This window comes from Geodermatophilus ruber (genome assembly GCF_900114385.1).
Classification (GTDB): domain Bacteria; phylum Actinomycetota; class Actinomycetes; order Mycobacteriales; family Geodermatophilaceae; genus Geodermatophilus; species Geodermatophilus ruber.
This window is the reverse complement of the sequence record NZ_FOSW01000013.1, coordinates 123,189-147,934: the sequence shown is the minus strand read 5'-3', so window position 1 is coordinate 147,934 and position 24,746 is coordinate 123,189. Positions and strand designations below refer to the sequence as shown.

At 75.2% G+C, this 24,746-nt stretch carries 23 protein-coding genes and 1 riboswitch; of the genes, 12 read left to right on the top strand and 11 right to left on the bottom strand.

The features are described 5' to 3' along the window. Positions 1–106 precede the first annotated feature (106 nt). Together BMZ50_RS18835 and BMZ50_RS18830 are read left to right on the top strand one after the other, a co-directional pair. The gene (locus BMZ50_RS18835; RefSeq protein ID WP_091328047.1) at positions 107–478 is read left to right on the top strand and encodes an ArsC/Spx/MgsR family protein; all 372 of its coding nucleotides are present in this window, start codon (positions 107–109) and stop codon (positions 476–478) included. A gap of 175 nt (positions 479–653) precedes the next feature. Beyond that, a riboswitch (cyclic di-AMP (ydaO/yuaA leader) is annotated at positions 654–800 on the top strand. Between the two features lie 2 nt (positions 801–802). Then, positions 803–1,579, top strand: a complete 777-nt coding sequence (locus tag BMZ50_RS18830) for a LysM peptidoglycan-binding domain-containing protein (RefSeq protein WP_091328044.1) — start codon at positions 803–805, stop codon at positions 1,577–1,579. A 175-nt stretch (positions 1,580–1,754) separates the two neighbouring features. Here BMZ50_RS18830 and BMZ50_RS18825 read toward each other — a convergent pair whose 3' ends face one another. Together BMZ50_RS18825 and BMZ50_RS18820 are read right to left on the bottom strand one after the other, a co-directional pair. Then, entirely contained in the window at positions 1,755–2,564 is an 810-nt protein-coding gene (locus BMZ50_RS18825; protein ID WP_218146340.1) for an ATP-grasp domain-containing protein, read from the bottom strand. A gap of 99 nt (positions 2,565–2,663) precedes the next feature. After that, positions 2,664–3,899 carry a multidrug effflux MFS transporter gene (locus tag BMZ50_RS18820; RefSeq protein WP_091328042.1) on the bottom strand — a complete coding sequence of 412 codons (1,236 nt, stop codon included), beginning with the start codon at positions 3,897–3,899 and terminating at the stop codon, positions 2,664–2,666. A 71-nt stretch (positions 3,900–3,970) separates the two neighbouring features. Here BMZ50_RS18820 and BMZ50_RS18815 point away from each other — a divergent pair, with 71 nt between their 5' ends. Together BMZ50_RS18815 and BMZ50_RS18810 are read left to right on the top strand one after the other, a co-directional pair. Next, entirely contained in the window at positions 3,971–4,879 is a 909-nt protein-coding gene (locus BMZ50_RS18815; RefSeq protein ID WP_091328040.1) for a LysR family transcriptional regulator, read from the top strand. Positions 4,880–4,986: 107 nt separating this feature from the next. Then, positions 4,987–5,427 carry a phosphate-starvation-inducible PsiE family protein gene (locus BMZ50_RS18810; RefSeq protein WP_091328038.1) on the top strand — a complete coding sequence of 147 codons (441 nt, stop codon included), beginning with the start codon at positions 4,987–4,989 and terminating at the stop codon, positions 5,425–5,427. Between the two features lie 40 nt (positions 5,428–5,467). On the opposite strand, the gene BMZ50_RS18805 is transcribed toward BMZ50_RS18810, so the two are convergent. Continuing rightward, positions 5,468–6,319 carry an SGNH/GDSL hydrolase family protein gene (locus tag BMZ50_RS18805; protein ID WP_091328037.1) on the bottom strand — a complete coding sequence of 284 codons (852 nt, stop codon included), beginning with the start codon at positions 6,317–6,319 and terminating at the stop codon, positions 5,468–5,470. Positions 6,320–6,572: 253 nt separating this feature from the next. On the opposite strand from BMZ50_RS18805, the gene BMZ50_RS18800 reads away from it, so the two are divergent. Further along, on the top strand, positions 6,573–7,907 hold the full coding sequence (locus BMZ50_RS18800) for a cytochrome P450 (protein ID WP_091328035.1): 1,335 nt from the start codon (positions 6,573–6,575) through the stop codon (positions 7,905–7,907). Between the two features lie 48 nt (positions 7,908–7,955). On the opposite strand, the gene paaZ is transcribed toward BMZ50_RS18800, so the two are convergent. The 3 genes from paaZ to paaK all read right to left on the bottom strand — a co-directional run bounded on the left by paaZ (position 7,956) and on the right by paaK (position 12,032). Then, positions 7,956–9,995 (bottom strand): phenylacetic acid degradation bifunctional protein PaaZ, encoded by a 2,040-nt coding sequence (paaZ, locus tag BMZ50_RS18795; RefSeq protein ID WP_091328031.1) that lies wholly within the window; start codon positions 9,993–9,995, stop codon positions 7,956–7,958. Positions 9,996–10,074: 79 nt separating this feature from the next. Then, entirely contained in the window at positions 10,075–10,689 is a 615-nt protein-coding gene (locus BMZ50_RS18790; protein ID WP_091328028.1) for a TetR/AcrR family transcriptional regulator, read from the bottom strand. After that, on the bottom strand, positions 10,686–12,032 hold the full coding sequence (gene paaK, locus BMZ50_RS18785; protein WP_091328022.1) for a phenylacetate--CoA ligase PaaK: 1,347 nt from the start codon (positions 12,030–12,032) through the stop codon (positions 10,686–10,688). Before paaK ends, BMZ50_RS18790 begins: the two co-directional genes overlap by 4 nt. A 207-nt stretch (positions 12,033–12,239) precedes the next feature. Between paaK and paaA the strand changes: the two genes are divergently transcribed. The 5 genes from paaA (at position 12,240) to paaE (ending at position 16,244) form a co-directional block, all read left to right on the top strand. After that, the gene (paaA, locus tag BMZ50_RS18780; RefSeq protein ID WP_245753729.1) at positions 12,240–13,256 is read left to right on the top strand and encodes a 1,2-phenylacetyl-CoA epoxidase subunit PaaA; all 1,017 of its coding nucleotides are present in this window, start codon (positions 12,240–12,242) and stop codon (positions 13,254–13,256) included. Further along, positions 13,253–13,660: a 1,2-phenylacetyl-CoA epoxidase subunit PaaB gene (paaB, locus tag BMZ50_RS18775; RefSeq protein ID WP_425432017.1), complete on the top strand. Its 408-nt coding sequence runs from the start codon at positions 13,253–13,255 to the stop codon at positions 13,658–13,660. Before paaA ends, paaB begins: the two co-directional genes overlap by 4 nt. Before the next feature lie 96 nt (positions 13,661–13,756). Further along, positions 13,757–14,668, top strand: coding sequence for a 1,2-phenylacetyl-CoA epoxidase subunit PaaC (gene paaC / locus BMZ50_RS18770; RefSeq protein WP_091328016.1), 912 nt, complete (start codon positions 13,757–13,759; stop codon positions 14,666–14,668). Next, positions 14,665–15,168: a 1,2-phenylacetyl-CoA epoxidase subunit PaaD gene (gene paaD, locus BMZ50_RS18765; protein ID WP_218146339.1), complete on the top strand. Its 504-nt coding sequence runs from the start codon at positions 14,665–14,667 to the stop codon at positions 15,166–15,168. The genes paaC and paaD overlap by 4 nt, the downstream gene beginning before the upstream one ends. Beyond that, positions 15,168–16,244, top strand: coding sequence for a 1,2-phenylacetyl-CoA epoxidase subunit PaaE (paaE, locus tag BMZ50_RS18760; protein WP_091328013.1), 1,077 nt, complete (start codon positions 15,168–15,170; stop codon positions 16,242–16,244). The genes paaD and paaE overlap by 1 nt, the downstream gene beginning before the upstream one ends. Positions 16,245–16,329: 85 nt before the next feature. Here paaE and BMZ50_RS18755 read toward each other — a convergent pair whose 3' ends face one another. The 4 genes from BMZ50_RS18755 to BMZ50_RS18740 all read right to left on the bottom strand — a co-directional run bounded on the left by BMZ50_RS18755 (position 16,330) and on the right by BMZ50_RS18740 (position 20,011). After that, positions 16,330–18,051 (bottom strand): FAD-dependent oxidoreductase, encoded by a 1,722-nt coding sequence (locus tag BMZ50_RS18755; RefSeq protein ID WP_091328010.1) that lies wholly within the window; start codon positions 18,049–18,051, stop codon positions 16,330–16,332. 149 nt (positions 18,052–18,200) lie between these two features. Continuing rightward, on the bottom strand, positions 18,201–18,653 hold the full coding sequence (locus BMZ50_RS18750) for a hypothetical protein (protein WP_091328006.1): 453 nt from the start codon (positions 18,651–18,653) through the stop codon (positions 18,201–18,203). Positions 18,654–18,800: 147 nt separating this feature from the next. Next, the gene (locus BMZ50_RS18745; protein ID WP_091328001.1) at positions 18,801–19,475 is read right to left on the bottom strand and encodes a response regulator transcription factor; all 675 of its coding nucleotides are present in this window, start codon (positions 19,473–19,475) and stop codon (positions 18,801–18,803) included. Between the two features lie 71 nt (positions 19,476–19,546). After that, the gene (locus tag BMZ50_RS18740; RefSeq protein ID WP_091327997.1) at positions 19,547–20,011 is read right to left on the bottom strand and encodes a hypothetical protein; all 465 of its coding nucleotides are present in this window, start codon (positions 20,009–20,011) and stop codon (positions 19,547–19,549) included. Positions 20,012–20,134: 123 nt separating this feature from the next. On the opposite strand from BMZ50_RS18740, the gene BMZ50_RS18735 reads away from it, so the two are divergent. Next, positions 20,135–21,484 (top strand): sensor histidine kinase, encoded by a 1,350-nt coding sequence (locus BMZ50_RS18735; RefSeq protein WP_091327993.1) that lies wholly within the window; start codon positions 20,135–20,137, stop codon positions 21,482–21,484. A gap of 121 nt (positions 21,485–21,605) precedes the next feature. Then, the gene (locus BMZ50_RS18730) at positions 21,606–22,472 is read left to right on the top strand and encodes a universal stress protein (RefSeq protein WP_245753728.1); all 867 of its coding nucleotides are present in this window, start codon (positions 21,606–21,608) and stop codon (positions 22,470–22,472) included. 49 nt (positions 22,473–22,521) lie between these two features. Here the strand turns inward: BMZ50_RS18730 and BMZ50_RS24575 are convergent, their stop codons facing one another. Beyond that, on the bottom strand, positions 22,522–24,687 hold the full coding sequence (locus BMZ50_RS24575; RefSeq protein WP_091327990.1) for a SpoIIE family protein phosphatase: 2,166 nt from the start codon (positions 24,685–24,687) through the stop codon (positions 22,522–22,524). Positions 24,688–24,746 lie beyond the last annotated feature (59 nt).

Here is a 24,746-nt window from a genome sequence, read left to right as displayed (position 1 = left end):
TGGTCAGGGGTGCGCGCCGTTCGGCCGCTCCCGCTCACCGCCGTCGCCTGGTCGCGGTGGTGTGACCCCGGGGCCGGGGCCCGCCGCCGAGTCCTAGGGTGGCGCCGTGGAGGTCTGGTTCAACCCGTCGTGCTCCAAGTGCCGTACCGCGCGGAACCAGCTGGAGGAGGCCGGCGTCGAGTTCACGCTGCGCCGCTACCTGGACGACCCGCCGAGCGAGGCCGAGCTGCGGGCCGCACTCACGGCGCTGGGCCTGCACCCGTGGGACATCGCCCGGACGGCCGACCCGCTCGCCCGCGAGCTGGGGCTGCCGGGGATGGCCAGGGAGGCGGGGGACGCCGACGCGTGGATCCGGGTGCTGGTCGAGCACCCGGCGCTCATCCAGCGCCCCATCGTGCTGACCGACGACGGCCGCGCCTGGCTGGCCCGGGACGACCGGACGCTGGCCGAGGTGGTGGCGGCGGCGCCCGGAGCATGACCCCGGCCACGCGCTGACCCCTCGCCGGGGGCCGCGCACCGCTGACCACAGCCTTTCCGGGGACGGCCCGGATGTGACGGGCGTCATGGCGACAATGCACATAACCGCTCGTAGCGTTTTGGCTGCGCTCAGCTAAATACGAGCGTGGCGCCGGTCCGCCCAACCCTGCCCACCGGTCGTCCAGCCACCACATCAGGGCAGGGGTGGGGGACCCACGTTCACGGCGTGCTCGCGCGCGCCTGGGGGTGAAGCCGTGCACCGCGGCCGGGCACCGATCGCCCGAACCCGACAGCTCACCTCGCCGGCGGTGATCGGAGAATCACCATGGCCAAGCATCGCGCGCCCCGCTACGTCCGCACCAAGAAGGCTCTCTCCCGGGTCCCCGTCGCCGCGGGTGCCACCGCCGTCGGGCTCGGCGTCCTGAGCTCCCCCGCACAGGCCGGCACCGCCGCGCCCGCCGCGGCACCCGTCACCGTCGCCGAGCAGCCGAGCACCGCCCCGGGCGGTGAATACACCGTCGCGCGCGGGGACACGGTGGCGAAGATCGCCGCCGCCCACGGCCAGTCGTGGCGCGACCTGTACGAGCGCAACGTCGGCATCATCGGCGGCAATCCCGACCTCATCACCCCCGGTCAGGTGCTGGTGGTCTCCGGGACGGAGCAGGCCGCTCCGGCCCCGGCGGCCCCGGCCCCCTCCGCCGGGTCCGCCGCACCGGTCGCGGCCCTGACCGGCACCGCGCTCGCGAAGATCACCAACAGCGCCGGCGGCGTGCAGCCGCACGCGCAGGCGGCGGCCAACACGGTCGTCGCCAACGTGCCCGGCGTCGCCGGCATCACCATCGGCGGGACCCGCGCCAGCGCGACCGACCCGAAGGGCCACCCCTCCGGCCGGGCGCTGGACTACATGGTCATGTCGAACGCCGCCCTGGGCCAGGCGATCGCGCAGTACCACGTCGCCAACTGGGACGCGCTCGGGGTGGAGTACGTCATCTGGCAGCAGAAGATCCTCACCTCGCCCGGCGGCGCCTGGAAGGCGATGGAGAACCGCGGGAGCGCGACGGCCAACCACATGGACCACGTCCACGTGAACTACCGGGGCTGACCAGCCTGGGTGCGGCCTCCGGCTCGGCCGGGCCCGCGACCGCACCCGGCGCTCTCCCGCAGCGACCCCTTCCCCGTCCGACGGGGAGGGGGTCGCTGCCGTTCCGGCCCTCAGCGCAGCCGTGCGGCGATCGCGGTGGCCAGGCGGGCGGCCGCGCCGTCGGCCACGGAAAGGTTCAGGCTCGGCTCGGTGAGCTCGACCTCGAGCACCCGGGGCCGGCCGTCGTCGCCGGGCACCAGGTCGACGCGGGCGTAGAGCGGCTCGACGCCGGTGCGCGCCCGGACCTCGGCCAGGACGGCGTCCCCCACGGCCCGCTGCGCGGCGGTCGCCGTCCGGGCCGTGATCGTCTCCTCGGCGAACAGCCCGGGCCCGAGCGGAGCACCGGCCAGCAGGGCGCCCTTGCCGAAGGCGTGGCTGTAGGCGCCGTCGAGGTAGACCAGGCCGGTCTCCCCTCGGCGTCCAGCCGGGCGAGGTAGGGCTGCACGATCACCGGTCGCCCCCCGGCGAGGATCCGCTCGGCGAACGCCGCCGCCGCGCGGCGCTCGGCGGCGGGGAAGCGGGCGGTGTCCCGGGCCCCGGCGGAGACGACCGGCTTGACCACCAGGTCTCCGTCCCAGCGGGCCAGGGCGGCCGGCAGCTCGGCCGCGCCGGTCACCCAGGCGGTGGGGACGACCGGCAGCCCGGCGTCGGCGAGCTCGCCGAGATAGCGCTTGTCGGTGTTCCACTCGAGCACCTCGGCCGGGTTGAGCAGCGCGGTCTCCCCCGCGACCTTGCGCGCCCAGGCGAGGAACTCGTCGCGGCGGGGCGCGTAGTCCCAGGTGGAGCGGACGACGACCAGGTCGGCGGCGGCCCAGTCGACGCCCGGGTCGGCCCAGTCGGCGGGGGCGGCGGTCAGCCCGGCGTCGGCGAGGGCGGCCAGCAGCAGCGGCTCGTCGTCGTCCCGGCCGGCCGCCTCGGCACAGGTGGCGAGGAGCACGCGCGGCATGCGCCGATGATGCCGACCGCGGCTGTGTGACCCGCAGCACCGCCCGCGGAACGCGCCGGCCGTCGGCGAGCGCGGGCATCGGGCGACGCGCGCCGCGGGTCAGCGGATCGCTGCGACCGGCTCGGTGGTGGACCGGGTGAGCACGACGGTGGCGAGCAGCGCCGCCAGCGCTCCGCCGGCCACCACCAGGGCCATCGGCACCGGCGACCCCTCGGGACCCAGGCCGACCAGCGGGGTGACGAGGATGCCGCCGCCGAACATGCACGCGCCCAGCACCGCGGAGGCCGATCCGGCGGCGGAGGCTCCGCGTTGCACACCGAGCACGGTGGCGTTGGAGGCGACGAGCCCGCGCGTGGTGATGACGACGAACAGCGGCGGCAGCACGGCGAGCAGCCCGAGCCCGGCGCCGGCCGTGACGCCGAGGACGAGGACCACAGCCGCGACCGCGGACACCGACAGGCCGAGGACGAGCAGCCGGCGGACGGCGAACCGGGCCACCAGCCGGGCGTTGGCCAGCCCGAGCAGCACCATCCCGGCCGCGTTGAGGGCGAAGACGGCGCTGAAGGCCGAGGCGCTCAGGCCGTAGTGCTGCTGCAGCGCGAACGAGGACCCGGAGATGTAGCCGAACAGCGCGGCGTAGGCGAGGGCCACGGTGAGCGCGTAGCCGAGGAAGGCGCGGTCGCGGACCAGTGCGGCGAAGGCGCGGCCGGTCTGCCGCAGCCCCCCGCGGTGCCGCCGCTCCTCCGGCAGCGTCTCCGGGATCGCCCGCCAGACGGCCACGGCCAGGACGGCGTTGAGGACGGCGAGCAGGTGGAAGACGACCCGCCAGTCGCCGGTCCAGGCCAGCAGCGCCCCGCCGATCACCGGCGCGATGATCGGGGCGCCGCTCGACAGCGTCATGAACAGCGAGAACAGCCGGGCCGCGGCGACGCCCGTCGTGAGGTCGGCGGCCACCGCCCGGGCGAGCACGATCCCGCCGCCTCCGGCGAAGCCCTGGACGAACCGCCACACGGTCAGCGCCCCCACCGTGGGCGCGAGGGCGCAGAGCAGCGAGGCCAGCGCGCACAGCGCGGTCGACCCGAGCAGCAGGCGGCGCCGGCCCCAGGCGTCCGAGAGCGGGCCCAGCACCAGCTGCCCGGCGACCAGGCCGAGGACGTCCGCGGTCAGGGTCAGCTGCACCTGCGCCTGGGTGGCGCCCAGGTCGGCGGCGAGCCGGGGGAACGCCGGCAGGTAGAGGTCCATGGACAGCGGGCCGAAGGCGGTGAGGCCGCCGAGCAGGACCGTCAGCACGGCGAGCCGCCGTCCGGCGACCGTTCCGGGGGCGGACGTCGTCACGTTGACGAGTCTCTGCAGCCCCCAGCAATCTGTCCAACGACACGTCGCGGTCTCAGCGATCGGATGAAGTGATGGATCTGCGTCAGCTGGAGTACGTGGTCGCCGTGGCCGAGGAGCGCAGCTTCACCCGGGCGGCCGCCCGCTGCCACGTCGTCCAGTCCGCCCTCAGCGCCCAGGTGGCCCGGCTGGAGCGGGAGCTGGGGGTGACCCTGTTCCACCGCACCAGCCGCTCGGTCCGCGTGGCCCCGGCCGGCGAGCTGCTCCTCCCCCACGCCCGCGCGCTGCTCCGCGGCGCCGAGGTGGCCCGGGCCGAGCTGGCCGCCTTCGCCGGGGTGGTCACCGGACGGCTGCGGGTGGGCATGGTGGGCACCGCCGGCCGCGGCGCCCCGCTCGTGGAGCGGGCCCTGCTCGCCTTCCACCAGCAACACCCCGCCGTCGAGATCGCGGTGCAGGACACCGGCAGCCGGCACATGGCCGAGCAGGTCCGCACCGGCGACCTGGACCTCGCCTTCGTCGGCCTGTTCGCCGACCAGGTGCCGCCCGGCGTCGTCCACCACCTGCTCGCCGACGAACCGCTGGTCGCCGTCGTCGCCCGCACGCACCCGCTGGCCGGGCGCGCCGGGGTCGCGCTCGAGGAGCTCGCCGCGACCGGCCCGTTCGTCGACATGCGCGCCGAGGCGGGGCTGCGCCTGCAGGTCGACGCGGCCTTCGCCCGGGCCGGGGTGGCGCGGGCCGTGGCCTTCGAGCTCAGCACCTCCGTCGCCGTCGTCCGGTTCGCCGGGCTGGGCTTCGGCGCCGCGCTCGTGCCCGCCTCGGCGGCCGACGGGGTCCGCGACGTCTCCGTCCTCCCGGTCGACGACCCCGCCGCCCGGCACCCGATCGGCCTCGTGCACCGCGCTCCGGCACCGTCGGCCCCCAGCGCCCGCGCCTTCCTGGCCCTCCTGCTCGAGGAGGGCGCCGACCGCCGCGGGAACCGCTGAGCCGCCGCGCGTCGGGTACCTCCCGTCGGGTGGGCATCCACCAGGGACACGGGCCCCGGCCACGGCCGGACGACGAGGGCCTCACCCCGGAATCACCGCCCGGGCCGGTGACCCGGGTCCTGGTCCGGGGCGTGCACTACGGCGAGTCGCTGGTGTTCGCGACGCTCGCTCTGCTGCTCTTCGGCATCGCGGTGCTGGTGCTCGTCCAGACGACGCGGAGCCTGATCACGCCACCGGAACCGGAGGCCTTCGCCGAGACCGTCACCAAGGCCCTCAACGGGGTGCTGTTCGTCGTCATCGTCGTCGAGGTGCTCCGGACCATCGTCGCCCACGTCCAAGGGGAGGGGCTCCGGCTGCAGCCGTTCCTGGTCATCGCCATCGTGTCGACGGTGCGGCACATCCTCACCGTCGCCGCCCGGCTGTCGCTGGCGGGTGAGAAGAACGAGATGCTGCTGGTCCTGGAGCTCCTCGCCAGCGCCGGGGTCGTGCTGATCCTCGTGCTCGCCCTGGTGATGCTCCGCCGGTGGGCCGGGCTCGAGGAACCATGAGGATCCACCGCCATGAGCCGGCGTCGCAGGAGCGGTCCGGTCAGCCCAGGCGCAGCACCCGCCTCACCCGGTCGGCCATCCCGGCCTCCCCGAGCGCGTTGGGGTGCACGACGACCGCGTTGCTGCCCTGCAGCACCGGCTCCACCCAGCGGACCCCGATCGGCTGACAGGCGTCGTGGCCCTCGGAGACCCGGCCGAGGTCGACGTAGGTCACGCCGGTGGCCGCGGCCGCGCGCCGGATCGCGTCGTTGAGCGTGGCCTGCACGCCCCGCAGGTACGGGACGTCCCCCTCGGCCACCGGCATCCGGTCGAAGCAGCCGCCGGTCGCCGGGAGGATCCACGGGTAGCCGAGGATCGCAACGTCGGCCTCCGGGGCCCCGGCCCGCGCCGCCGACAGCGCCTCGACGAGCGCCGGGTAGGTGGCGGTGCGGATGGTGTCCTCGAAGGAGGACCCGTACTGGTCCCGGCAGGGGCTGCCCCGGCCGAGGGTCGTCAGGCCGGCGAGGCCGCACTGGACGATCGAGCGGATGAAGACGCCGCCGTCGTTGCCGCCGATGGTCATGGTGACCAGATCGGTGCCCTCCGCCAGCGCCGACAGCTGGGGCGCGACACCCGGGTACTGGGCGGTCGCGAAGTGCCCGGTCTCCGCGGCACCGCAGGTCACGTCGGTCAACCGGGCCCCGGTCGCCGCGGCGAGCAGGTGCGGGTAGTTGCGGGTCGAGCGCAGGCACGCGGGCGACGCGGTGGGGTCCGGCGGGAGGACGCCGGACGCGGCGCTGTAGGAGTCCCCGAGCGCGACGTAGTCCAGGGGAGGCGGTGCGGCCTGGGCCGACGGGGCGGCGAGCAGCACGGAGACGAGGGGAACGAGGACACAGGCGGCGAGACGTCGCACGGGCTACTCCATCGGGGCCTGGGGGCTTCCCCCAGCACAACGGAGCCGGGCCCCTCGGGTGACGGGAGTCACGGCAGGAACCGGACGTCAGCCGAGGACGACCGGCCCGACCCCGGGCGGCAGGATCTCCAGGGGCTTGCCCGACCACCGGGGGTGCACGAGACTCGGCGCCTTCCTGACCGATCGGTCGGGTACCGCGCCGCACGATCGGTCGCGGCTCCCGCACCGACGACCGACCCGGGGGCGGACGACGATGACCCGTGCGGACCTTCGGCCGGCGGATGCCCTCGCCCTCGTCGACCCGGCCACCTACGAGGACGGGCCGCCGTTCGAGGTGCTGCGCCGGCTGCGGGCCGGAGCGCCGGTGACCTGGGTCGAGGAGCCCGCGCTGCACGGCCAGCCGGCCGGGCCCGGGTTCTGGCTGGTGGCGCGGCACGCCGACGTGGAGCGGGTGCTGCGCGACCCGGCGACCTTCTCCTCGTGGCTGGGTGCCACGCAGGTCCGCGACGCCGCCGATCTGGCCTGGGTCCGGCGGATGATGCTGAACATGGACCCGCCGGACCACTCCCGGCTGCGGCGTCTGCTCTCCCGGTCGTTCACCCCGCGGGCCGTGGCGGCCCTGACCGAGTCGATACAGCGGACGGCGGCCCAGCTGGTCGAGCGGGTGGTCGGCGGCGCGGCCGAGGGCCGGTGCGACTTCGCGAAGGACGTCGCCGCGGACCTGCCGCTGCTCACCCTGGCCGACGTCCTCGGCGTGCCGGCCGAGGACCGCTGGCTGATGTTCGACTGGTCGAACCGGGTCATCGGCTGGCAGGACCCCGACTACGCCACCTCGGCGGCCTTCGACGGCACCGGCGGGACGCCGATGGCCCGCGCGGCGGTGGCGCTGCGGCCGGTGCCCGGTCCCCACGGCCCGATGCCGGACCCGCGGACCCGCGCCGGCATGCCCGACCTCTACGCCTACGCCCGCCTGCTGGCCGAGGAGAAGCGCCGCTCCCCGGGCACCGACGTCATGTCGGTCCTGCTGGCGCAGGTCGACGAGGACGGTGGCCAGGTCAGCGACGCCGAGTTCGAGAACATGTTCTGGCTGTTCGCCGTGGCCGGGAACGAGACCCTGCGCAACGGCCTGCCCGGCGGGCTCATCTCCCTCCTGCAGCACCCGGAGCAGCTGGCCGCACTGCGCGCCGACCCCTCGCTGCTGCCCGGCGCGGTCGAGGAGATGCTGCGCTGGTGGACCCCGGTGATGGTGTTCCGCCGCACCGCGGCCACCGACGTCGACCTCGCCGGCGTCCGCATCCGCGCCGGGGACAAGGTGGTCGTCTCCTTCACCTCGGCCAACCGGGACGAGGCGGTGTTCGCCGCACCGGATGCCTTCGACGTCCGCCGCTCCCCCAACCCGCACCTGGCCTTCGGGCACGGACCGCACTTCTGCCTCGGCGCCCAGCTGGCGCGCGTGCAGATGCGAGCGCTCTTCGCCGAGCTGCTGCGCCGCACCGACGACCTGCACCTGGACGGGCCTCCGGCGCTGCTGCGGTCCAACTTCCAGCGGGGCGTCAAACGGCTGCCGCTGCGCTGGACCGCCGCGTGAGCGGAGTGGATCCATCCACGTCACGCGGACGGATCCACTCCGCTCCGGTCAGGGCCAGGTCTTGGCGACCATCGTGAGGACGTCGTAGGTGGCCACCGGCGTGCCCTCGGTGTTCACCACGACCGCGTCCCAGCGCACCTCGCCGTGGTCGGCCCCGCCGCGCGGGCTGATCTGCTTGGCGGTGAGCGTGACGGTCAGCTCCTCCCCCGGCTTGACCGGCGTGAGGAAGCGCAGGTTGTCCACGCCGTAGTTGGCCAGCACCGGCCCCGGGGCGGGATCCACGAACAGCCCCGCGGCCCAGGAGACGATCAGGTAGCCGTGGGCGACCCGACCCCCGAAGAGCGGGTTGGCCGCGGCGGCCGCCTCGTCCATGTGGGCGTAGAAGGTGTCACCGGTGAACTCGGCGAAGTGCTCGATGTCCTCCAGGGTGACCGCCCGCGGGCCGGCGGTGACCGAGTCGCCGATGCGCAGCATGGCCAGCGACTTGCGGAACGGGTGCACCCCGTCGTCCCGCCGCTGCGCGCCGGCCACCCAGCGGCCGCCGATCGCGGTGAGCTGGTCGGGCGAGCCCTGGACGGCGGTGCGCTGCATGTGGTGCAGGACGCCGCGGATGCCGCCGAGCTCCTCGCCGCCGCCCGCGCGGCCGGGGCCGCCGTGCACGAGCACGGGCAGCGGCGAGCCGTGGCCGGTGTTCTCCCGCGCGTCGTCCCGGTCGAGAACGAGGATCCGGCCGTGGGCATGGGCGGCGCCGAGGACGAAGGCGCGGGCCACCGCCGGGTCGTGGGTGACGATCGAGCCGACCAGGCTGCCCTGTCCGCGGGCGGCGAGCTCCACCGCCTGCGCCACGTCGTCGTAGGGCAGCACCGTGCTCACCGGGCCGAACGCCTCGACGTCGTGCGGCTCGGCGGCGGCGAGGTCGTCGCAGCGCAGCAGCAGCGGCGGCAGGAAGGCGCCGCGGTCGCGGTCGGCCCCGACGACCTCGAAGTCCTCCGGGTTCCCCGCGACCAGCTCGGCGACGCCGCGCAGCGCCTTGAGCGAGCGCAGCACCTCCTCGCGCTGGTCGAGGCTGGCCAGGGCGCCCATGGTGACCCCCTCGGCCCCCGGGGCGCCGACGACGACCTTCGCCAGCCGCGCGCGGGTGGCCTCGATGACGTCGTCCACCAGGTGGCGCGGGACGAACGCCCGGCGGATCGCGGTGCACTTCTGGCCGGCCTTGACCGTCATCTCGGTCACCAGCTGCGCGACGAAGAGCTCGAACTCGGGGGTGTCCGGGCCGGCGTCCGGCCCGAGGACGGCGCAGTTGAGCGAGTCGGCCTCGGCGTTGAACCGCACCGAGTTCGCCACCACCGCGGGGGAGCTGCGCAGCTTGCGGGCCGTGGCCGCCGACCCGGTGAAGGCGACCAGATCCTGCCCGGTCAGCCCGTCGAGCAGGCCGGTCGCGCTGCCGGCCAGCAGCTGGACCGAGCCCTCCGGGAGCAGGCCCGACTCGACGACCGCCCGGACCACGGCCTCGGTGAGGTAGGCGGTCTGGCTGGCCGGCTTCACGATCGACGGCACGCCGGCGAGGAAGGCCGGGGCCAGCTTCTCCAGGAACCCCCAGACGGGGAAGTTGAACGCGTTGATCTGCACGGCCACGCCGCGCAGCGGGGTGTAGAGGTGCTGGCCGACGAAGGTGCCCCGCTTGCCCAGCGGCTCCACCGGCCCGTCGAGCACGACGGTGTCGTCGGGCAGCTCGCGACGGCCCTTGCTGGCGTAGGACAGCAGGGTGCCGAAGCCGCCGTCGACGTCGACCATGCTGTCGCGGTCGGTGGCCCCGGTTCGGCGGGAGAGGGCGTAGAAGGCGTCCTTGTCGGCCATCAGCCGCAGGCCCAGCTGCTTGAGCAGGCCGGCCCGCTGGTGGAACGTCAGCGCGCGCAGCGCCGGCCCGCCGACGGTGCGGGCGTGCTCGATCATGCCCGGGACGTCGAGGCCGGTGCTGCTGATCCGGGCGACGGTCTCCCCGGTGACGGCGTCGGCCAGCGGCGTCCCGGCGTCGGGGGCGGCGTGCCAGCGGCCCGCGGCGTAGCTCTCGAGCAGGGGTGCGGTCATCAGGTACTCCTCGGGACCTTCCGCGGGAAGGTCGGGGTCGGCACCGGGACCGTCGGCGCGGACGGTCCCGGCGGAACGGTCAACGGGAGGTCGTGCGGAGGCCGTCGAAGGTCGTGGCGACGAGGGCGTCGGCCAGGGCGTCGGGCGAGAGCCCACCGTCGGGGCGGTACCACTCGGTGAGCGAGTTGACGGCGCCGAACAGCAGCCGACTGGTCACGGCGGGGTCGACGTCGGGGCGCACGTCGCCCTCCTCCTCGGCGGCGCGGACCAGGTCGGTGACGATCCGGTCGAACCGGCGGCGGCGCTGGAGGGCCGCCTGCTCGACCGGGGAGTTGCCGCGCACGCGCAGCAGGAGGGTGACGAAGGGCAGCTCGGCGGTGAGCACGCGGACCGAGCCGCGGACCACGTGCTCGAGGCGGTCCAGCGCCGGGCCGGTGGTGGCGCCGGGCTCCTCGGTGACGGCGAAGAGCGCGTCGAGGGCGCGGTCGAGGGCCAGCCGCAGGAGCTCCACCTTGCTGGGCACGTGGTGGTAGATCGCCGACTTGGTGACGCCGAGCCGGGCGGCGAGCTCCTCCATGCTCGTGGCGTCGTAGCCGCGCTCGTTGAAGACCGCGACGGCGACGTCGAGCAGCGAGTCCAGCGAGTGCCCGGGGCGGCCCCGGCGCGCCCGGGCGGTCTCGGGCGTGGCGGTCACGACCCCGCCCGCTCGCGACGGTCGACCAGCCGCTGGAGCTTGCCGACCGAGCGGGCCAGGGTCTCCGGGTCGACGACGAGCACCTCGACGCTGGTGCCGACGGTGTCCTTGATGCCCCGGGCCACCTCGGCGGCCGCCTCCGGGCGGCGCTGCGCCGGGCAGTCGGGGCGGGCCTCGATCCGGACGGTCAGGTGGTCCATCCGGCCCCGCGTGGTGAGCTCCAGGGCGAAGTGCGGGGAGAGCCCGGGGGTGCGCAGCACGATCTCCTCGATCTGGGTCGGGAAGAGGTTGACCCCACGCAGGATGATCATGTCATCGGTGCGGCCGGTGACCTTCTCCATCCGGCGCATCCCCGGGCGGGCGGTGCCCGGCAGCAGCCGGGTGAGGTCGCGGGTGCGGTAGCGGATGACCGGCATGGCCTCCTTGGTGAGGGAGGTGAACACCAGCTCGCCGATCTCCCCCTCGGGGAGCACCTCGCCGGTGAGCGGGTCGATGATCTCCGGGTAGAAGTGGTCCTCCCAGACGTGCAGGCCGTCCTTGGTCTCCACGCACTCCTGCGCCACGCCGGGGCCCATGACCTCCGAGAGCCCGTAGATGTCGACGGCATGGATGTCGAGGCGCTCCTCCATCTCGCGGCGCATCTGCTCGGTCCACGGCTCGGCGCCGAAGATGCCGATCTCCAGCGAGCAGGCCCGCGGGTCCAGCCCCTGCTTCTCGAACTCGTCGATCACGGTGAGCATGTAGCTGGGGGTCACCATGATCACCCGCGGCCGGAAGTCGGTGATCAGCTGCACCTGGCGGGGCGTCATCCCCCCGGAGACCGGGATGACCGTGCAGCCCAGCTTCTCGGCGCCGTAGTGGGCGCCGAGCCCGCCGGTGAACAGCCCGTAGCCGTAGGCGTTGTGCAGCCGGTCGCCCGGGCGCCCGCCCGCGGCCCGGATGGAGCGGGCCATGACCGCCGCCCAGGTGTCGATGTCGCGCTCGGTGTAGCCCACGACGGTCGGCCGGCCGGTGGTGCCCGAGGAGGCGTGCACCCGCCGGACCTGGTCCTGCGGCACGGCGAACATGCCGAACGGGTAGTTGTCCCGCAGGTCGGCCTTGCTGGTGGTGGGGAACTTCGCCAGGTCGGCGAGCTCCCGGCAGTCGTCGGGGTGCACGCCGGCGGCGTCGAAGGCAGCCCGGTAGTGCGGCACGTTCTCGTAGGCGTGCCGCAGCGTCGCCTGCAGCCGCTCGAGCTGGAGAGCGCCCAGCTCGTCGAGGCCCATGCGCTCCGCGGGGTCGAGCAGGGCCGGGTCCGGCGCCGCTCCCAGGCGTCGAGTCGTCTCGCTGGTCGCAGCGGTCATGGCGGAGGCCTCCGTGGTCCTGAGCATCCGTGGTGCCGGGCGTCGTCGCCGGATGGTCGGCGGGGCTCGCCCCCAAATACCGACCGGGTGGTCAGGTAATCAACTCCTCGGTGCGGTCCGTGTCAAGGCCGCCGGGTGGCGTCCGGCCCGGTACTTGTGCGGCCGGAGGGGATCGTGCACACTGATTACCGACCGTCCGGTCAGTAAATGACTTTCTCCGTCGCGACCCGAGGGAGCGAGATGCCCGCGCCCACCCTGGAACGGCCCGAGGGCGACAGCCCGATCGACACCGCGGCGCTGCAGGAGCACTTCGACGCCACCATCGCCGCCGACCACCGGGTCGAGCCGCGGGACTGGATGCCGGAGGGCTACCGCAGGACGCTGATCCGGCAGATCGCCCAGCACGCGCACTCGGAGATCATCGGGATGCAGCCGGAGGGCGACTGGCTGCTGGCCGCGCCGAGCCTGCGGCGCAAGGCGATCCTGCTGGCCAAGGTGCAGGACGAGGCCGGCCACGGCATGTACCTCTACTCGGCGGCCGAGACCCTCGGCGCCGACCGGGCCGATCTCACCGACAAGCTCATCGAGCGGAAGCAGAAGTACAGCTCGATCTTCAACTACCCCACGCTCACCTACGCCGACGTCGGCGTCATCGGCTGGCTGGTCGACGGCGCGGCGATCTGCAACCAGGTGCCGCTGTGCCGCTCCTCCTACGGGCCCTACGCGCGGGCGATGATCCGCATCTGCAAGGAGGAGTCCTTCCACCAGCGGCAGGGCTACGAGCTGCTGATGACGATGATGCGGGGCACGCCTGCGCAGCGGGCGATGGTGCAGGACGCCGTCGACCGGTGGTGGTGGCCCTCGCTGATGATGTTCGGCCCGCCGGATGCCGACAGCCCCAACTCGGCGCAGTCGATGGCGTGGGGCATCAAGCGGCACAGCAACGACGAGCTGCGCCAGCGCTTCGTCGACATGAGCGTGCCGCAGGCGGAGTTCCTCGGCGTCACGCTGCCCGACCCGGAGCTGCGGCTGGACCCGGAGACCGGCCGGTACCACTTCGGGGCGATCGACTGGGACGAGTTCAAGCAGGTGCTCGCCGGCAACGGCCCGGTCAGCGCCGAGCGGATCGCCCGCCGGCGCGCCGCCCGCGACGACAACGCCTGGGTCACCGAGGCCGCCACCGCCTACGCCGCGAAGCACTCCGCCGGGGAGCGGGCGGCATGAGCCTCACCAGCGAGGGCGGGAAAAGCACCCCGTCCTCCCCACCCCTCGTAGAAGGACCACCTCCTCCCCACCCCTCGCACGCTCGGGGCGGGACCCGGGAGGCGGCCGGCCCTGAACGGGGCCGGCGGGACTGGCCGCTGTACGAGGTGTTCGTCCGCGGCAAGCGGGGCCTGAACCACGTGCACGTCGGCTCGCTGCACGCCCCGGACGACGAGATGGCCGTGCACGCGGCCCGCGACCTCTACACCCGGCGCAACGAGGGCGTGAGCATCTGGGTGGTCAAGGCCGCCGACATCACCGCCTCCAGCCCCGATGAGAAGGATCCGCTGTTCGCCCCGAGCGGCGACAAGGTCTACCGCCACCCGACGTTCTACGAGATCCCCGAGAACGTCCCCCACATGTGAAGGACCCCCTCCTCCCCCCGCACCTCGTTCCTCGGCGCGGGGCCCCTAGGAGGGGGCCGATGGCCGTGCACTTCGTGCCCGGAAGAGAGGGTTCCCATGGCGCATGAGGAAACCGTGTACGACGCGCTCGACCACGCCCACGGCGGCGAGGGTCACTGGGCGTTCGGCACCGGCTTCGACGAGCCGCTGGCCGGGGTCGACACCACCGTCCCCGACGGCGTCGACCCCACCGACCTGGGCACCTACTGCCTGATGCTCGGGGACGACGCCCTGGTGCTCGCCCAGCGGCTGACCCAGTGGGTCACCAACGCCCCGGAGCTGGAGGAGGAGGTCGCGGTCGCCAACGTGGCGCTGGACCTGCTCGGTCAGGCCCGGCTGCTGCTGGCCCGCGCCGGCTCGGTGGGCGTGCTCGGCCGGTCGCGGGCGCTGGCCACCGCGTCGATCCCCGACGAGGACGCGCTGGCCTACTTCCGCGACCCCGACGAGTTCCGCAGCACCGCCCTGGTCGCGGCGCCCAACGGGGATTTCGCGCAGACGACGGTCCGGCTGCTGGTGGCCGCCACCGTGCGCCTCGCGGTGCTCGACCGGCTGCGCGGGTCCCGCGACCCGGTGCTCGCCGCGATCGCCGCCAAGGGCGTCCACGAGCTCGCCTACCACCGTGACCACGCCGCCCGCTGGGTGCTGCGCCTCGGCGACGGCACCGCGGAGTCGCACCGGCGCGCCCAGGCCGGCGCCGAGGCCGTCTGGCCGCTGCTGGCCGACGTCTTCACCGCCACCGACGTCGAGACCCGGCTCGCCGCGGCCGGGGTCGCGGTCGACCCGGCCGAGGTCCGCGAGGAGGTCCGGGCGGTGCTCACCGAGGTGCTCACCCGGGCGACCCTCCGCGTGCCCGCGTGGCCGGACGACGCCGCGCCGGCCGGGCGGCTGGGCCATCACGACGCGGAGCTGACCGAGCTGCTCGCCGAGCTGCAGGGCCTGGCGCGGCAGCACCCGGCGGCGACCTGGTGACCGCCGTGCTGACCGACCCCCGCGCGGTCGCCGAGACGGTCACCGACCCCGAGCTGCCGATGCTCACCCTCGCCGACCTCGGTGTCCTCCGCGACGTCCGGGTCCAGGACGGCACGGTCGTCGTCGAGATCACCCCCACCTACTCCGGCTGCCCGGCGATGGGGGTGATGCGCGCGGACCTGCTGCACGCCCTGCACCGCGCCGGCTTCCCCGACGTCGACGTCCGCACCGTGCTGGCGCCGGCCTGGAGCACCGACTGGATCAGCGAGGAGGGCCGCCGCAAGCTGGCGGCCGGGGGCATCGCCCCGCCCGGGCGGGCGCCGGTCCGCTCCGCCGGCCCTGTCCCGCTGCAGCTCGGGCCGACCCGGCGGACGGCGTCCTGCCCGCAGTGCGGCTCCCCCGACACCGAGGAGCTCAGCGAGTTCAGCGCGACCTCGTGCAAGGCGCTGCGCCGCTGCCGCTCGTGCCGCGAGCCGTTCGAGCACGTGAAGGAGATCTGATGAGCGCTCCTCCCCGGCGCCGGCCCCGGTTCCACCCGCTGACCGTCGCCCGCGTCGAGCAGCTGACCGACGACGCCGTCGCGGTGACCTTCGACGTCCCCGAGGAGCTCGCCGCCGACTACCGGTTCCAGCCGGGTCAGGCGCTCACGCTGCGCCGGGTCGACGGCGACCGCGACGAGCGACGCTCGTACTCCATCTGCGCCCCCGTCGGGGCGGCGCCGCGGGTCGGCGTCCGGGAGGTGCCCGGCGGCTTCTTCTCCTCGTGGCTGGTGCACCAGGTCCGGCCGGGCGACGCGATCGAGGTGCTCCCCCCGTCGGGCACCTTCACCGCCGACCTGTCGGTCCCCGCCGACCACGTCTTCGTCGTCGCCGGCTCGGGCATCACCCCCGCGCTCTCGCTGGCGGCCAGCGTGCTGCGCGACGGGAAATCCACGGTGACCGTCTTCTACGGCAACCGGCGCACCAGCACCGTGATGTTCGCCGACGAGCTGGCCGACCTGAAGGACCGCTACGGCACCCGGCTGCAGCTGGTGCACGTGCTCTCCCGCGAGCCCCGGGACGCCGAGCTGACCAGCGGCCGGCTCGACGGCGCCCGGCTGCGCACGCTGATCGCAAACCTGGTCGACGCCGAGCACGTGGACCACTGGTGGCTGTGCGGCCCGCACGGGATGGTCAGCGAGGCCCGCGACCTGCTGGCCGAGCTGGGCGTCCCGGCCGCGAAGGTGCACCAGGAGCTGTTCTACGTCGACGACGTCCCGCCGCAGCCGGTGCGCGGTGACGAGGAGACCGTCACCGGGCCGAGCAGCCAGGTGACCGTCGTCCTCGACGGCCGCGCCACCACGCTCGCGCTGCCGCGGGACGTGCCCGTGCTGGACTCCGCGCAGCGGGTCCGCGGCGATCTGCCGTTCGCCTGCAAGGGCGGGGTCTGCGGCACCTGCCGGGCGCGGGTCACCGACGGCGAGGTGCAGATGCGGCGCAACTACGCCCTCGAGCCCGCCGAGGTGGCGGCCGGGTACGTGCTGACCTGCCAGTCGGTCCCGCTGTCGGAGTCCGTGACCGTCGACTTCGACGCCTGACCGGGCCCGCAGGACGGCGTCGCCCAGGATGGTCGCCGCACCGGTCGAGTTCCCGACCCGTTCGGCCGGCCGGACGCCCCGAAAGCTAGGCGGGGGTGAGCTGGGTGGCCGGTTCGCGGACCGGTTCCCGGTCGGCGGCCTGCGCGGCACGGTGGGCGAGGGCGAGGATCGGGCCCAGGGTCGCACCGCCGGCCCAGTAGGCCTGCCCGGACGCCGAGGCGACGCAGTTGCCCACCCCGTAGAGGCCGGGGACCGGGGTGCCGCTGTCGTCGAGGACCTGCCCGTCGGGGTTGGCCCGCGGCCCGCCCTTGGTGTCGAGGGTGCCGCCGGTGACCAGGGCCGCGTAGTACGGGCCGGTGCCGCTGATCGGCCACATGGTCGGGTTGGTGCGGCCCGGCTCCTCCCTGACCCCGCCGTTGAACAGCAGCTGCACCGCCTTCTCCCCGCGGTGGAAGTCCTCGTCGACGCCTCGCTCGGCGAGCGCGTTGAACCGCTCGATGCTCCCCCGGAGAGTGCTCGCGAAGTCCGGGGCGAGGGTCAGCCCGCCGGTCACGCCCCGGTACCGGGCGAGGCGCTCGGCGACGGCGTCCGCGAGCGCCTCGAGGGTGTCGCCGCGGATGACGTGCGCGTCGTCGGTGCCCGGCGGGACGATCAGCCGGCCGTACTCGTCGCTGGCCGAGAAGTCCTGGCTGCGCTGATCCCAGATCTGGATCAGCACCAGGTGGGGGTACTCCCCCTTCTCGCCGTCCCACCGGAAGAACTCCTGGGCCAGCTCGTTGTACTGCAGCTTCTCGTTGACCACCCGGCGGCCGGTCTTGTCCACGAAGATCGTCGAGTCCCCGGCGACGGAGAACATGCCGATCATGCCGGGGTCGCCGGCGACCGCCCGCTCCAGCGGCACCGGGCACATCCAGGCGTAGTTCATGTTCCGCGGCTGGGCGCCGACCGGGCCGGCGATGGCCAGGAAGTCCCCCTCGTTGGTGGCCGCGGCGCAGCCGCCGTAGACGGGGGCGTGCAGGAAGTTCCGCCGCAGGTCGGCGTCGTGGGTGAACCCGCCGGTGGCGAACACGACGGCCTTGCGGGCGGCGATCCGGTGGGTGCGCCCGTCGGCGGTGGTCGCTTCCACGCCGACGACCGCCCCGTCGGCGACGACGAGCCGCTGCACCCGGTGGCCGGTGCGGACGTCGACCCCGTCGCGCCGGGCCGCGGCGCTCATCGACTCCACCGCGACGACGCCGCCGTCGGACATCGACTCCCGGGCACCGCGGGGCACCAGCACCCGCCCCTTCGGCGCCTTGTCCTCGGGGAGCTCCGACCAGTAGTCGGGCACGTCGGCGCAGTGCCGGTACTCCAGCGCCCCCTTCTGCGCGAGCAGCTCGGCCGCGGGCGAGGCGCTGGCGTAGATCGCCCGGCACATGTCGTGCTCCCACTGCGAGAGCCCGAGCGTCGGGGAGTCCGGGTCGTACGCCGTCGGCCGGGCCAGCCGGGCCACGTAGCGCAGGAAGTCGGCCTCCTCGTCGACGAGGCCGGCCGCGCGCATCGGCTCGTTGTTCGGCACCCAGTACCAGAAGGCCGCCTTCCGGGCCGTGCCGCCGAGCTCGCCGGCCTTCTCCAGCAGCACGACCTCGTTGCCGAGCCAGCGGCTGAACAGCGCGGTGGGCAGCCCCCCGCCGCCACCGCCGACGACGACCACGTCGGCGACCGCGTCGGGCGGTCGGTCGTCGGGGACGGGGGTGGCCGATTCGCGGGACGGACGGCGCTGCTGGCCGTCGGACGGGGGCAGCTGGCTCTCGTGCGGAGTGGTCATGTCGACCTCGCTGTGTCGGAGCGGGTGAGCGGCACCGGAAACGCGGCCCCACGATGCCACGGTCGCCCGGCCCCGGACAGGGCGTCCGGGCCGGTCAGGTACCGGGACCCGCCGAGGGCAGGACCAGCGCGGTGCTCACCGACCGGGGCTCACCGGCCGGATGCTCGCCCGCCGGGCCACTCCGATGCCCGGAGGGGCAGCCACACGGCCAGGCCCATGATGAGCAGGGCCAGGGGCACGTGCACGGGGGTGAGTGCGGTCACGCCGTCGAGGTAGATGAGGCCACCCAGGTACGCCTCGACGACGAGCAGGACGGCCAGCACGATCGCGCCGATGACGAGGTCCCGGCGCGACCGGAGCCGGATCAGGGCCCACCCCGCGGCCAGGACGGCCAGCGCGATGGCCACCTCCCCGTCGCGGGCGTGGAGGACGATCCAGCCGGCGGCCACGTCCCGCTGGCCGTCGTGCTGCAGGAACAGGCCGGCCCAGACGCCTTGCAGCAGCACCGCGAGGGCAGTCAGGCCGGTCAGGCCGGTGTAGACGCGACGTCCCACCACGTCGTCGGTGTGCGCTCGTACAGCGGTGCGCTCGCTCGTGGTCATGCCCTTCCTCCTGTCCTCCGTGCTGCCTGCGGTGGCGTGGGTCGGTGCTGCCGGTCCCACCCTGGCGGGGGCTCGGTGAGAGTCCGGTGAGAGCCCACGGCGCGGGCTCACCCTCCCGGCCTGCCCGTAGGCAGCGCCGCGCCGGTCTCATGCGTCCGGATCGAGCCGGTAGCCGGCGCCACGCACGGTGCGGAGGGTGTCCCGCCCGAACGGCCGGTCGACCTTCTTCCGCAGGTAGCGCACGTACACGTCCACGACGTTGGACCCGCCGTCGTAGGCGAAGTCCCAGACGTGGTCGATGAGATAGCTCCTGCTCAGCGCCTCCCCCGGCCGCCGCATGAGCTCCTGCAGCAGCGCGAACTCCTTCGGGGACAGGGCGATCTCGGCCCCGCCCCGGCGGACGACGTGCGCCACCGGGTCCAGCTCCAGGTCGCCGACCCGCAGGGCGACGGGGCGCTCGAGCGGGTCCCGGCGGGTGAGCGCGCGCACCCGCGCGAACAGCTCGGCCAGCGCGAACGGCTTGGTCAGGTAGTCGTCGGCGCCGGCGTCGAGGCCGCGGACCCGGTCGGGCACGCCGTCCCGGGCGGTCAGCATGAGGACCGGGACCCAGTGCCCCGCGGCGCGCAGCCGTCGGCAGACCTCGAAGCCGTCGGGGGGCGGGATCATCGCGTCGAGCACGACGCCGTCGTAGTCGTTCTCCCGGACGCTCCACAGCGCGTCCTCACCGGTACCGACGGCGTCGACCGCGTACTGCTCGTGCGTGAGGCTGCGCACCAGCATCGCGGCCATGCCCGGGTCGTCCTCTACGACGAGGAGCCGCACGCCGGCCAGCCTAGGAAGGAACGGCCCGGTCCGCCGACGGTCCCCGTCGTGATCATCTGCTTTCCCCACTCCTACCGCGGCCACGCCCGCAGCCGCGCGTTGAGCCGGGCCACGTCGACGGCCAGCCGCTCCACCTGGCCACGCAGCTCCTCGAGCTCGGCCGCCGTCCGCCGGGTCGCCTCCAGGTGGTGCAGGGCCAGCTCCTGCGCGACCCGGTCGGCCCGGCGGACGGTCATGAGGAGCACGGACAGGCCGAGCAGCACCAGCCCGGAGACCACGACCCCGAGCACTGCGACCGCGCCGTCCACCTCGTCCTGCCGGATCGCCGCGACCATGCCCACCTCCAGCAGGACGGCGATCACGACGACGAACGTCCACGACCCGATGCGGCCCCCGACCCAGGTCACCGCCCGTTCCCGGCAGCTCGGCCGGCCGGCCGACGGCACCCCCGGGTGCAGCTCCCAGCCCGCTCGCCGGCGGAGCCCGGTGAGGCCGGTCCGGTGCCGGGGTGGCGAGGCGGAGCCGTGCACGGTCACGTCCGAAGGCTGCGACCGGCTCGATGAGAAGACGGTGAGGAGGCACTGGCCGGGGGCGGCCGCCCCGGATCACCCTTGCCCTGCCCGCATGGCAGGCACGGGGACGAGGCCGGGTGAGGTGGGGTGCGACTGGGACCGCGCTCGTTGCGGGCACGGCTGACGCTGGTGGTCACGCTCGGGGCGGCCGCCGCCGTCGGGCTCGCCCTGGCGCTGCTGTACATCACCCTCGACCGGCAGCTGGCCACCACGCTCGACAGGGACCTGACCGCCCGCGGGAACGATCTGGCCGCCGCCGTCGCGGCCGGCGGGGCCGACGCGGTCGCACGGGACCCGCTGGCCCAGCTCTACGCGGCCGACGGCGCCCTGCTGGCCGGCTCCCCGTCGCTGGGCGAGCGGCGGCTGCTCGCCGCCGGCGAGGTCCGCCACCTCGACACCGACCGCCTGGAGACCCGCATCCTGCCCGCCCGCGGCGGGGCCGCGGAGGTGGTCGCCCGCGTGCTGTCCCAACCGCTCGACGACGCCCGGGTGCTCAGCGTGGGGGTCTCCGTGGAACCGCTGCGCCAGGCCCGCCAGGGGCTGCTGCAGGTGCTCCTCCTCGCCGCACCCCTGCTCCTCGCTGCCGTGGCGGGAGCCGGCTGGCTGGTCATCCGGGCGGCGCTGCAGCCGGTGGACGTGCTGACCCGCGAGGTGGCCTCGATCGTCTCCTTCGACGCCGAGCGGACCCTGCCGACGGTGCCCGGCGACGACGAGGTCGCCCGGCTGGCGGCCACCCTCGACGCGATGCTCGTCCGGCTGCGCGTCGCCTTCGAGCGGGAACGCGCCTTCGTCGACGATGCCAGCCACGAGCTGCGCACGCCCGTCGCGGTGCTCCGCGGGGAGCTCGAGCTCGCCCTGCTGGCTGCCGACGACCCCGGCGAGCGGGAACGGGCGCTGCTGACCGCGCTCGACGAGGCCGAGCGCCTGTCCCGGCTCGCCGAGGACCTGCTCCTCCTGGCCCGCGAGCGGGCCGGCTCGCTGATCCTCCGCGAGGAGCCGATCGACCTGCTGGACCTGGTCGCGAGCGAGGCGGCCCGCCTCCGGCCGGCGCTCGGGCTGCGCATCCGGGTGTCGGGCGACCCGGTCGTGGTCGTGGGCGACGACGTCCGGCTGCGGCAGGTCCTGGTCAACCTCGTGCAGAACAGCGCCGCCGCGGGCGCGACCACGGTGCGGCTGCACACGACCGCCGGCCCGGGGGCCGTCGCACTCGAGGTCGCCGACGACGGCCCCGGCCTGCCACCCGAGGTGCTGCACGCGGCGTTCGAACGGTTCGTCCGGGGCGAGCGGTCCCGCACCGGCCGCGGCGCCGGCGCGGGGCTGGGCCTGTCGATCGTCCGCGCGGTGGTGACCGCCCACGGCGGCACCGTCGAGGCGCGCAACGACGGCCCCCTGGGGGGCGCCGCGGTCACCGTGCGCCTGCCGCGGCACCCGGGGTGAGGCGTCGAGCGGACCGGCCGCAGTACCCGGGCCGCGCTTCTCACGGACCTCTCATCCACTCCTCGGCAGCCTCGGGCGAGGCCGCTGTGCACTCCATCTCCGAGCCGAGGGAGCAGCTGACGTGAAGACGCAGAACCTGGTCGCCACCGGTGCCGACGCGGGAGCCGAGGGCACCGTCGGCAGCCCGCCGCCGCGGGACGTCGTCGTCGGCGTGGACGGCAGCCGGACCGCCCTGTCCGCCGTGAGCTGGGCCGCCCGCGAGGCACGGACCCGCGGAGCGCCGCTGCGGATCGTCCACGCCGCCCCCTATCTCGGCGAACCCGGGTCCCGCAGCGCGGCCTCGCCCGAACTGCCCCGCGCGCGCCGGATCGCCGCCGTCGCCTACACCGTCGCCCGGCACACCGCGCCCGGAACGGCGGTCTCGACCACGATCGACCCGGGCGGGCCGGTTCCCGCGCTGCTCCGGGCGGCCGCGGCCGGGCAACTGCTCGTTCTCGGCATCTCCACCACGGGCGCGGTCGACGAACTCGTCCTGGCCGCCGTGGTGCAGAAGGTGTCCGCGCGGTCGACGCAGCCGGTGGTCGCCGTGCCCCGCACCCACCCCGAGCGGACCCCGGGGCGCCCGGTCGTCGCGATCCTCGGTCTGGGCGACACCGCCGATGACCGCGCCGTCGCCGCCTTCGCGGCGGCGGCCGCCCGCCGGACCGGCCGGGGGCTCGCCGTGCTGCAGACGCGGGCCGGCGGGGCGGCGCAGGCGGACGGCTGGGCCGGGCAGTTCCCCGACCTCGCGGTGGCGTACCGCTCGATGCCCGGTGCACCCGGCGTCGACCTGCTCGACGCGGCCGGACCGACGCCCCTGCTGGTCCTCACCACCGGGCACGCCGGCAGGTTCCACCGGTCCCTGGACGGGCTGCACCGGTGGCTTCTCCGGCACTCCACCTCACCGATGGCGCTGGTGCCCTCCCGGCAGGAGACCGGCGCGTCATAGCCGCGGCGTCGTGCGCCCTCCACCACGACGGGGAAGGGGTGGCGCGGCCCTATCCGCCGACGGGCGTCCAGCGCAGGCCGAGGATCACCGTGTCGTCCCGGCCGCCGTCCCCGGTCTGCGCCTGCATCAGCTCGTCCAGGAGCTCCGGCAGCGGCTGCGTGTCCGCGGCGGCCGCCGTCGCCCGCAGCCGCTCCAGCCCGGTGTCGAGGACCTCGCCGAGGCGCTCGACGGCCCCGTCGGTGAACGCCAGCAGGGTCGCCGGCCCCGAGACCCGTGCCTCCGTCACCGCCGGGGACGCCGAGGGCGCCACCCCGATCGGGCGGGCCGCCGGGACCTCCAGGAACTCGGCGTGGCCCGCGCGGACCAGCAGCGGGCCGAAGTGCCCGGCGGAGACGACCCGGACCAGGCCGGCCGCCGGGTCCAGCTCACCGAGCAGCACGGTCGCGAACTGGTGGTCGACCTCGATGTCGAGCAGCCCCCGCAGCCGGGTCAGGACGGTGGCGATGTCGTCGCCCTGGGCCACGTAGGACCGCACCGCGAAGCGGAGCGCGGCCATCGTCGTCGCCGCGGGCAGCCCCCGGCCGGAGATGTCGCCGACGACGAACACGCACTCCCCCGACGGGCGGGTGATGACGTCGTACCAGTCCCCGCCGACCTCCATTCCGTCGGCGCCGGCGACGTAGCGGGCGGCGATCTCGATGCCGTCCACGTGCGGCACCTCGGGCAGCAGCGCGTGCTGCAGGCCGCTGGCGATGCTGCGCTGCTGCTGGTAGAGCCGCTGGTTCTCGGCGGCCAGCCGCTCGGCGACGGCCCGCCGCCGGGAGAGGGTCTCCACCACCGCGCCGCCCCCGACGGCCAGCACGCCGCCGACGCCGAGCACGATCCACGGCAGGGCGGCCGACAGCGAGCCGGTCAGCCCGGAACGCGACGCGGCGACGACGGTGAGCTCGGTGTCGCCGAAGGGGACGCGGGTGGTGGCGGTGTCGCCGCGGATCGGGAGCGGCGCGGTGGTCTGCACCAGCTGGTCGGCGGCGGTCGTCCGACCCAGGAAGACCGCCAGGTCCAGGCCGCTGAACGCCTCGCCCGGCTGCACCGAGACCTGGCGGTTCAGCGGGATCTCGGCGTAGACCACCAGGCCTCCGGGGTCGTCGGCGGGCATCAGCGCGTAGGCCAGGCGGGGCTCGGGGCCCTGCAGGATGCCGGCGACGCTGAGCCGACCGGTCGGCTCCAGGCCGGTGAAGAAGGGCGCCGGGCCACCGGGCGGCAGCTGCGGGTCGGGGCCGTGCACGGCCAGCTGCTCGACCCGGTCGCCGTCGACCCGCCACAGCGACAGCGACGTCCCCGGCACGGCGGCCGTCGAGGCCGCGAAGCGGGTGAACGGGGCCGGCCGGCCGCTGGTGGCCGTGGCGACCTGCCCGGCGTCGGCCATCTGCGTCTGGATCACCGCCACCTGGGTGACCAGCAGCGTCGCGGCCTGGGCGACCTGCTTCTGCAGCAGCCGCTCGTTGTTGTTGGCGTTGACCGTCGACGCGAGCCACGCCAGCAGCAGGGTGACCGTCAGGACGACGGCGACGAAGACGGCGCTCAGCCGGGGGGCCGCGGCGCGGGAGACGAAGCGGCGGTGCCGCCGCACCCTCGCGGCACCGCCGCGGGGGACGCCCGGCGTCGTCCGGGGCGCGGCCGCCGGCCCCTGGGCGGGCGCGCCGGTCGGACCGGCCACCGCCGGCTGCGGCGCGGGGGCGGGGGCCGGGGCGTCCGGCGGGGTGGCGTCGCCGGTGAAGTCCACGCTGGCCCACACGACCTTGCGGCCGCCCTCCCCGGCCGTCCAGCCGTGGGCGCTGCAGAGCCGGGCGACCAGGTACAGGCCCAGCCCGCCGAGGGCGGCGTCCCGGTCGACGGCCGGGGCCGGCGGGGCGTGTCCGGCCGCGTCGCTGACCTCCAGCAGCCAGCCGGAGGCGCCGGTCGTCAGGATCATCTGCACCAGCCCGCCGCCGTGCCGCACCCCGTTGCTGCCGAGCTCCTCGAAGGCCTGCAGCAGCCGCGCCACGTCGTCGTCGGTGGCCCCGGGCGGCCGGCCGCCGTCGTCGAGCACCGCGCGCAGCTGCAACCGCAGCGCGCGGAGCTCGGCCAGCGTGGTGGGTGCACCGCGCCAGACGCCGCGCACCGGGGAACCCGGCTGCGGCTGCGGCCGGTGTGTCCACAGCGCCTCGCTCATGAGCCTCTTTCCGGCGACGGTGCCGGCCGGCGGCGCCGGGGCACATGAATGGTCGATGG

Excerpts from the sequence above, each read along its gene's own strand:
- BMZ50_RS18830 (WP_091328044.1), top strand. The coding sequence starts at position 803 with ATGGCCAAGCATCGCGCGCCCCGCTACGTCCGCACCAAGAAGGCTCTC.
- BMZ50_RS18825 (WP_218146340.1), bottom strand. The coding sequence starts at position 2,564 with ATGCCGCGCGTGCTCCTCGCCACCTGTGCCGAGGCGGCCGGCCGGGAC.
- BMZ50_RS18815 (WP_091328040.1), top strand. The coding sequence starts at position 3,971 with ATGGATCTGCGTCAGCTGGAGTACGTGGTCGCCGTGGCCGAGGAGCGC.
- BMZ50_RS18800 (WP_091328035.1), top strand. The coding sequence starts at position 6,573 with ATGACCCGTGCGGACCTTCGGCCGGCGGATGCCCTCGCCCTCGTCGAC.
- paaZ (WP_091328031.1), bottom strand. The coding sequence starts at position 9,995 with ATGACCGCACCCCTGCTCGAGAGCTACGCCGCGGGCCGCTGGCACGCC.
- paaK (WP_091328022.1), bottom strand. The coding sequence starts at position 12,032 with ATGACCGCTGCGACCAGCGAGACGACTCGACGCCTGGGAGCGGCGCCG.
- paaA (WP_245753729.1), top strand. The coding sequence starts at position 12,240 with ATGACTTTCTCCGTCGCGACCCGAGGGAGCGAGATGCCCGCGCCCACC.
- paaB (WP_425432017.1), top strand. The coding sequence starts at position 13,253 with ATGAGCCTCACCAGCGAGGGCGGGAAAAGCACCCCGTCCTCCCCACCC.
- paaC (WP_091328016.1), top strand. The coding sequence starts at position 13,757 with ATGGCGCATGAGGAAACCGTGTACGACGCGCTCGACCACGCCCACGGC.
- paaE (WP_091328013.1), top strand. The coding sequence starts at position 15,168 with ATGAGCGCTCCTCCCCGGCGCCGGCCCCGGTTCCACCCGCTGACCGTC.
- BMZ50_RS18755 (WP_091328010.1), bottom strand. The coding sequence starts at position 18,051 with ATGACCACTCCGCACGAGAGCCAGCTGCCCCCGTCCGACGGCCAGCAG.
- BMZ50_RS18750 (WP_091328006.1), bottom strand. The coding sequence starts at position 18,653 with ATGACCACGAGCGAGCGCACCGCTGTACGAGCGCACACCGACGACGTG.
- BMZ50_RS24575 (WP_091327990.1), bottom strand. The coding sequence starts at position 24,687 with ATGAGCGAGGCGCTGTGGACACACCGGCCGCAGCCGCAGCCGGGTTCC.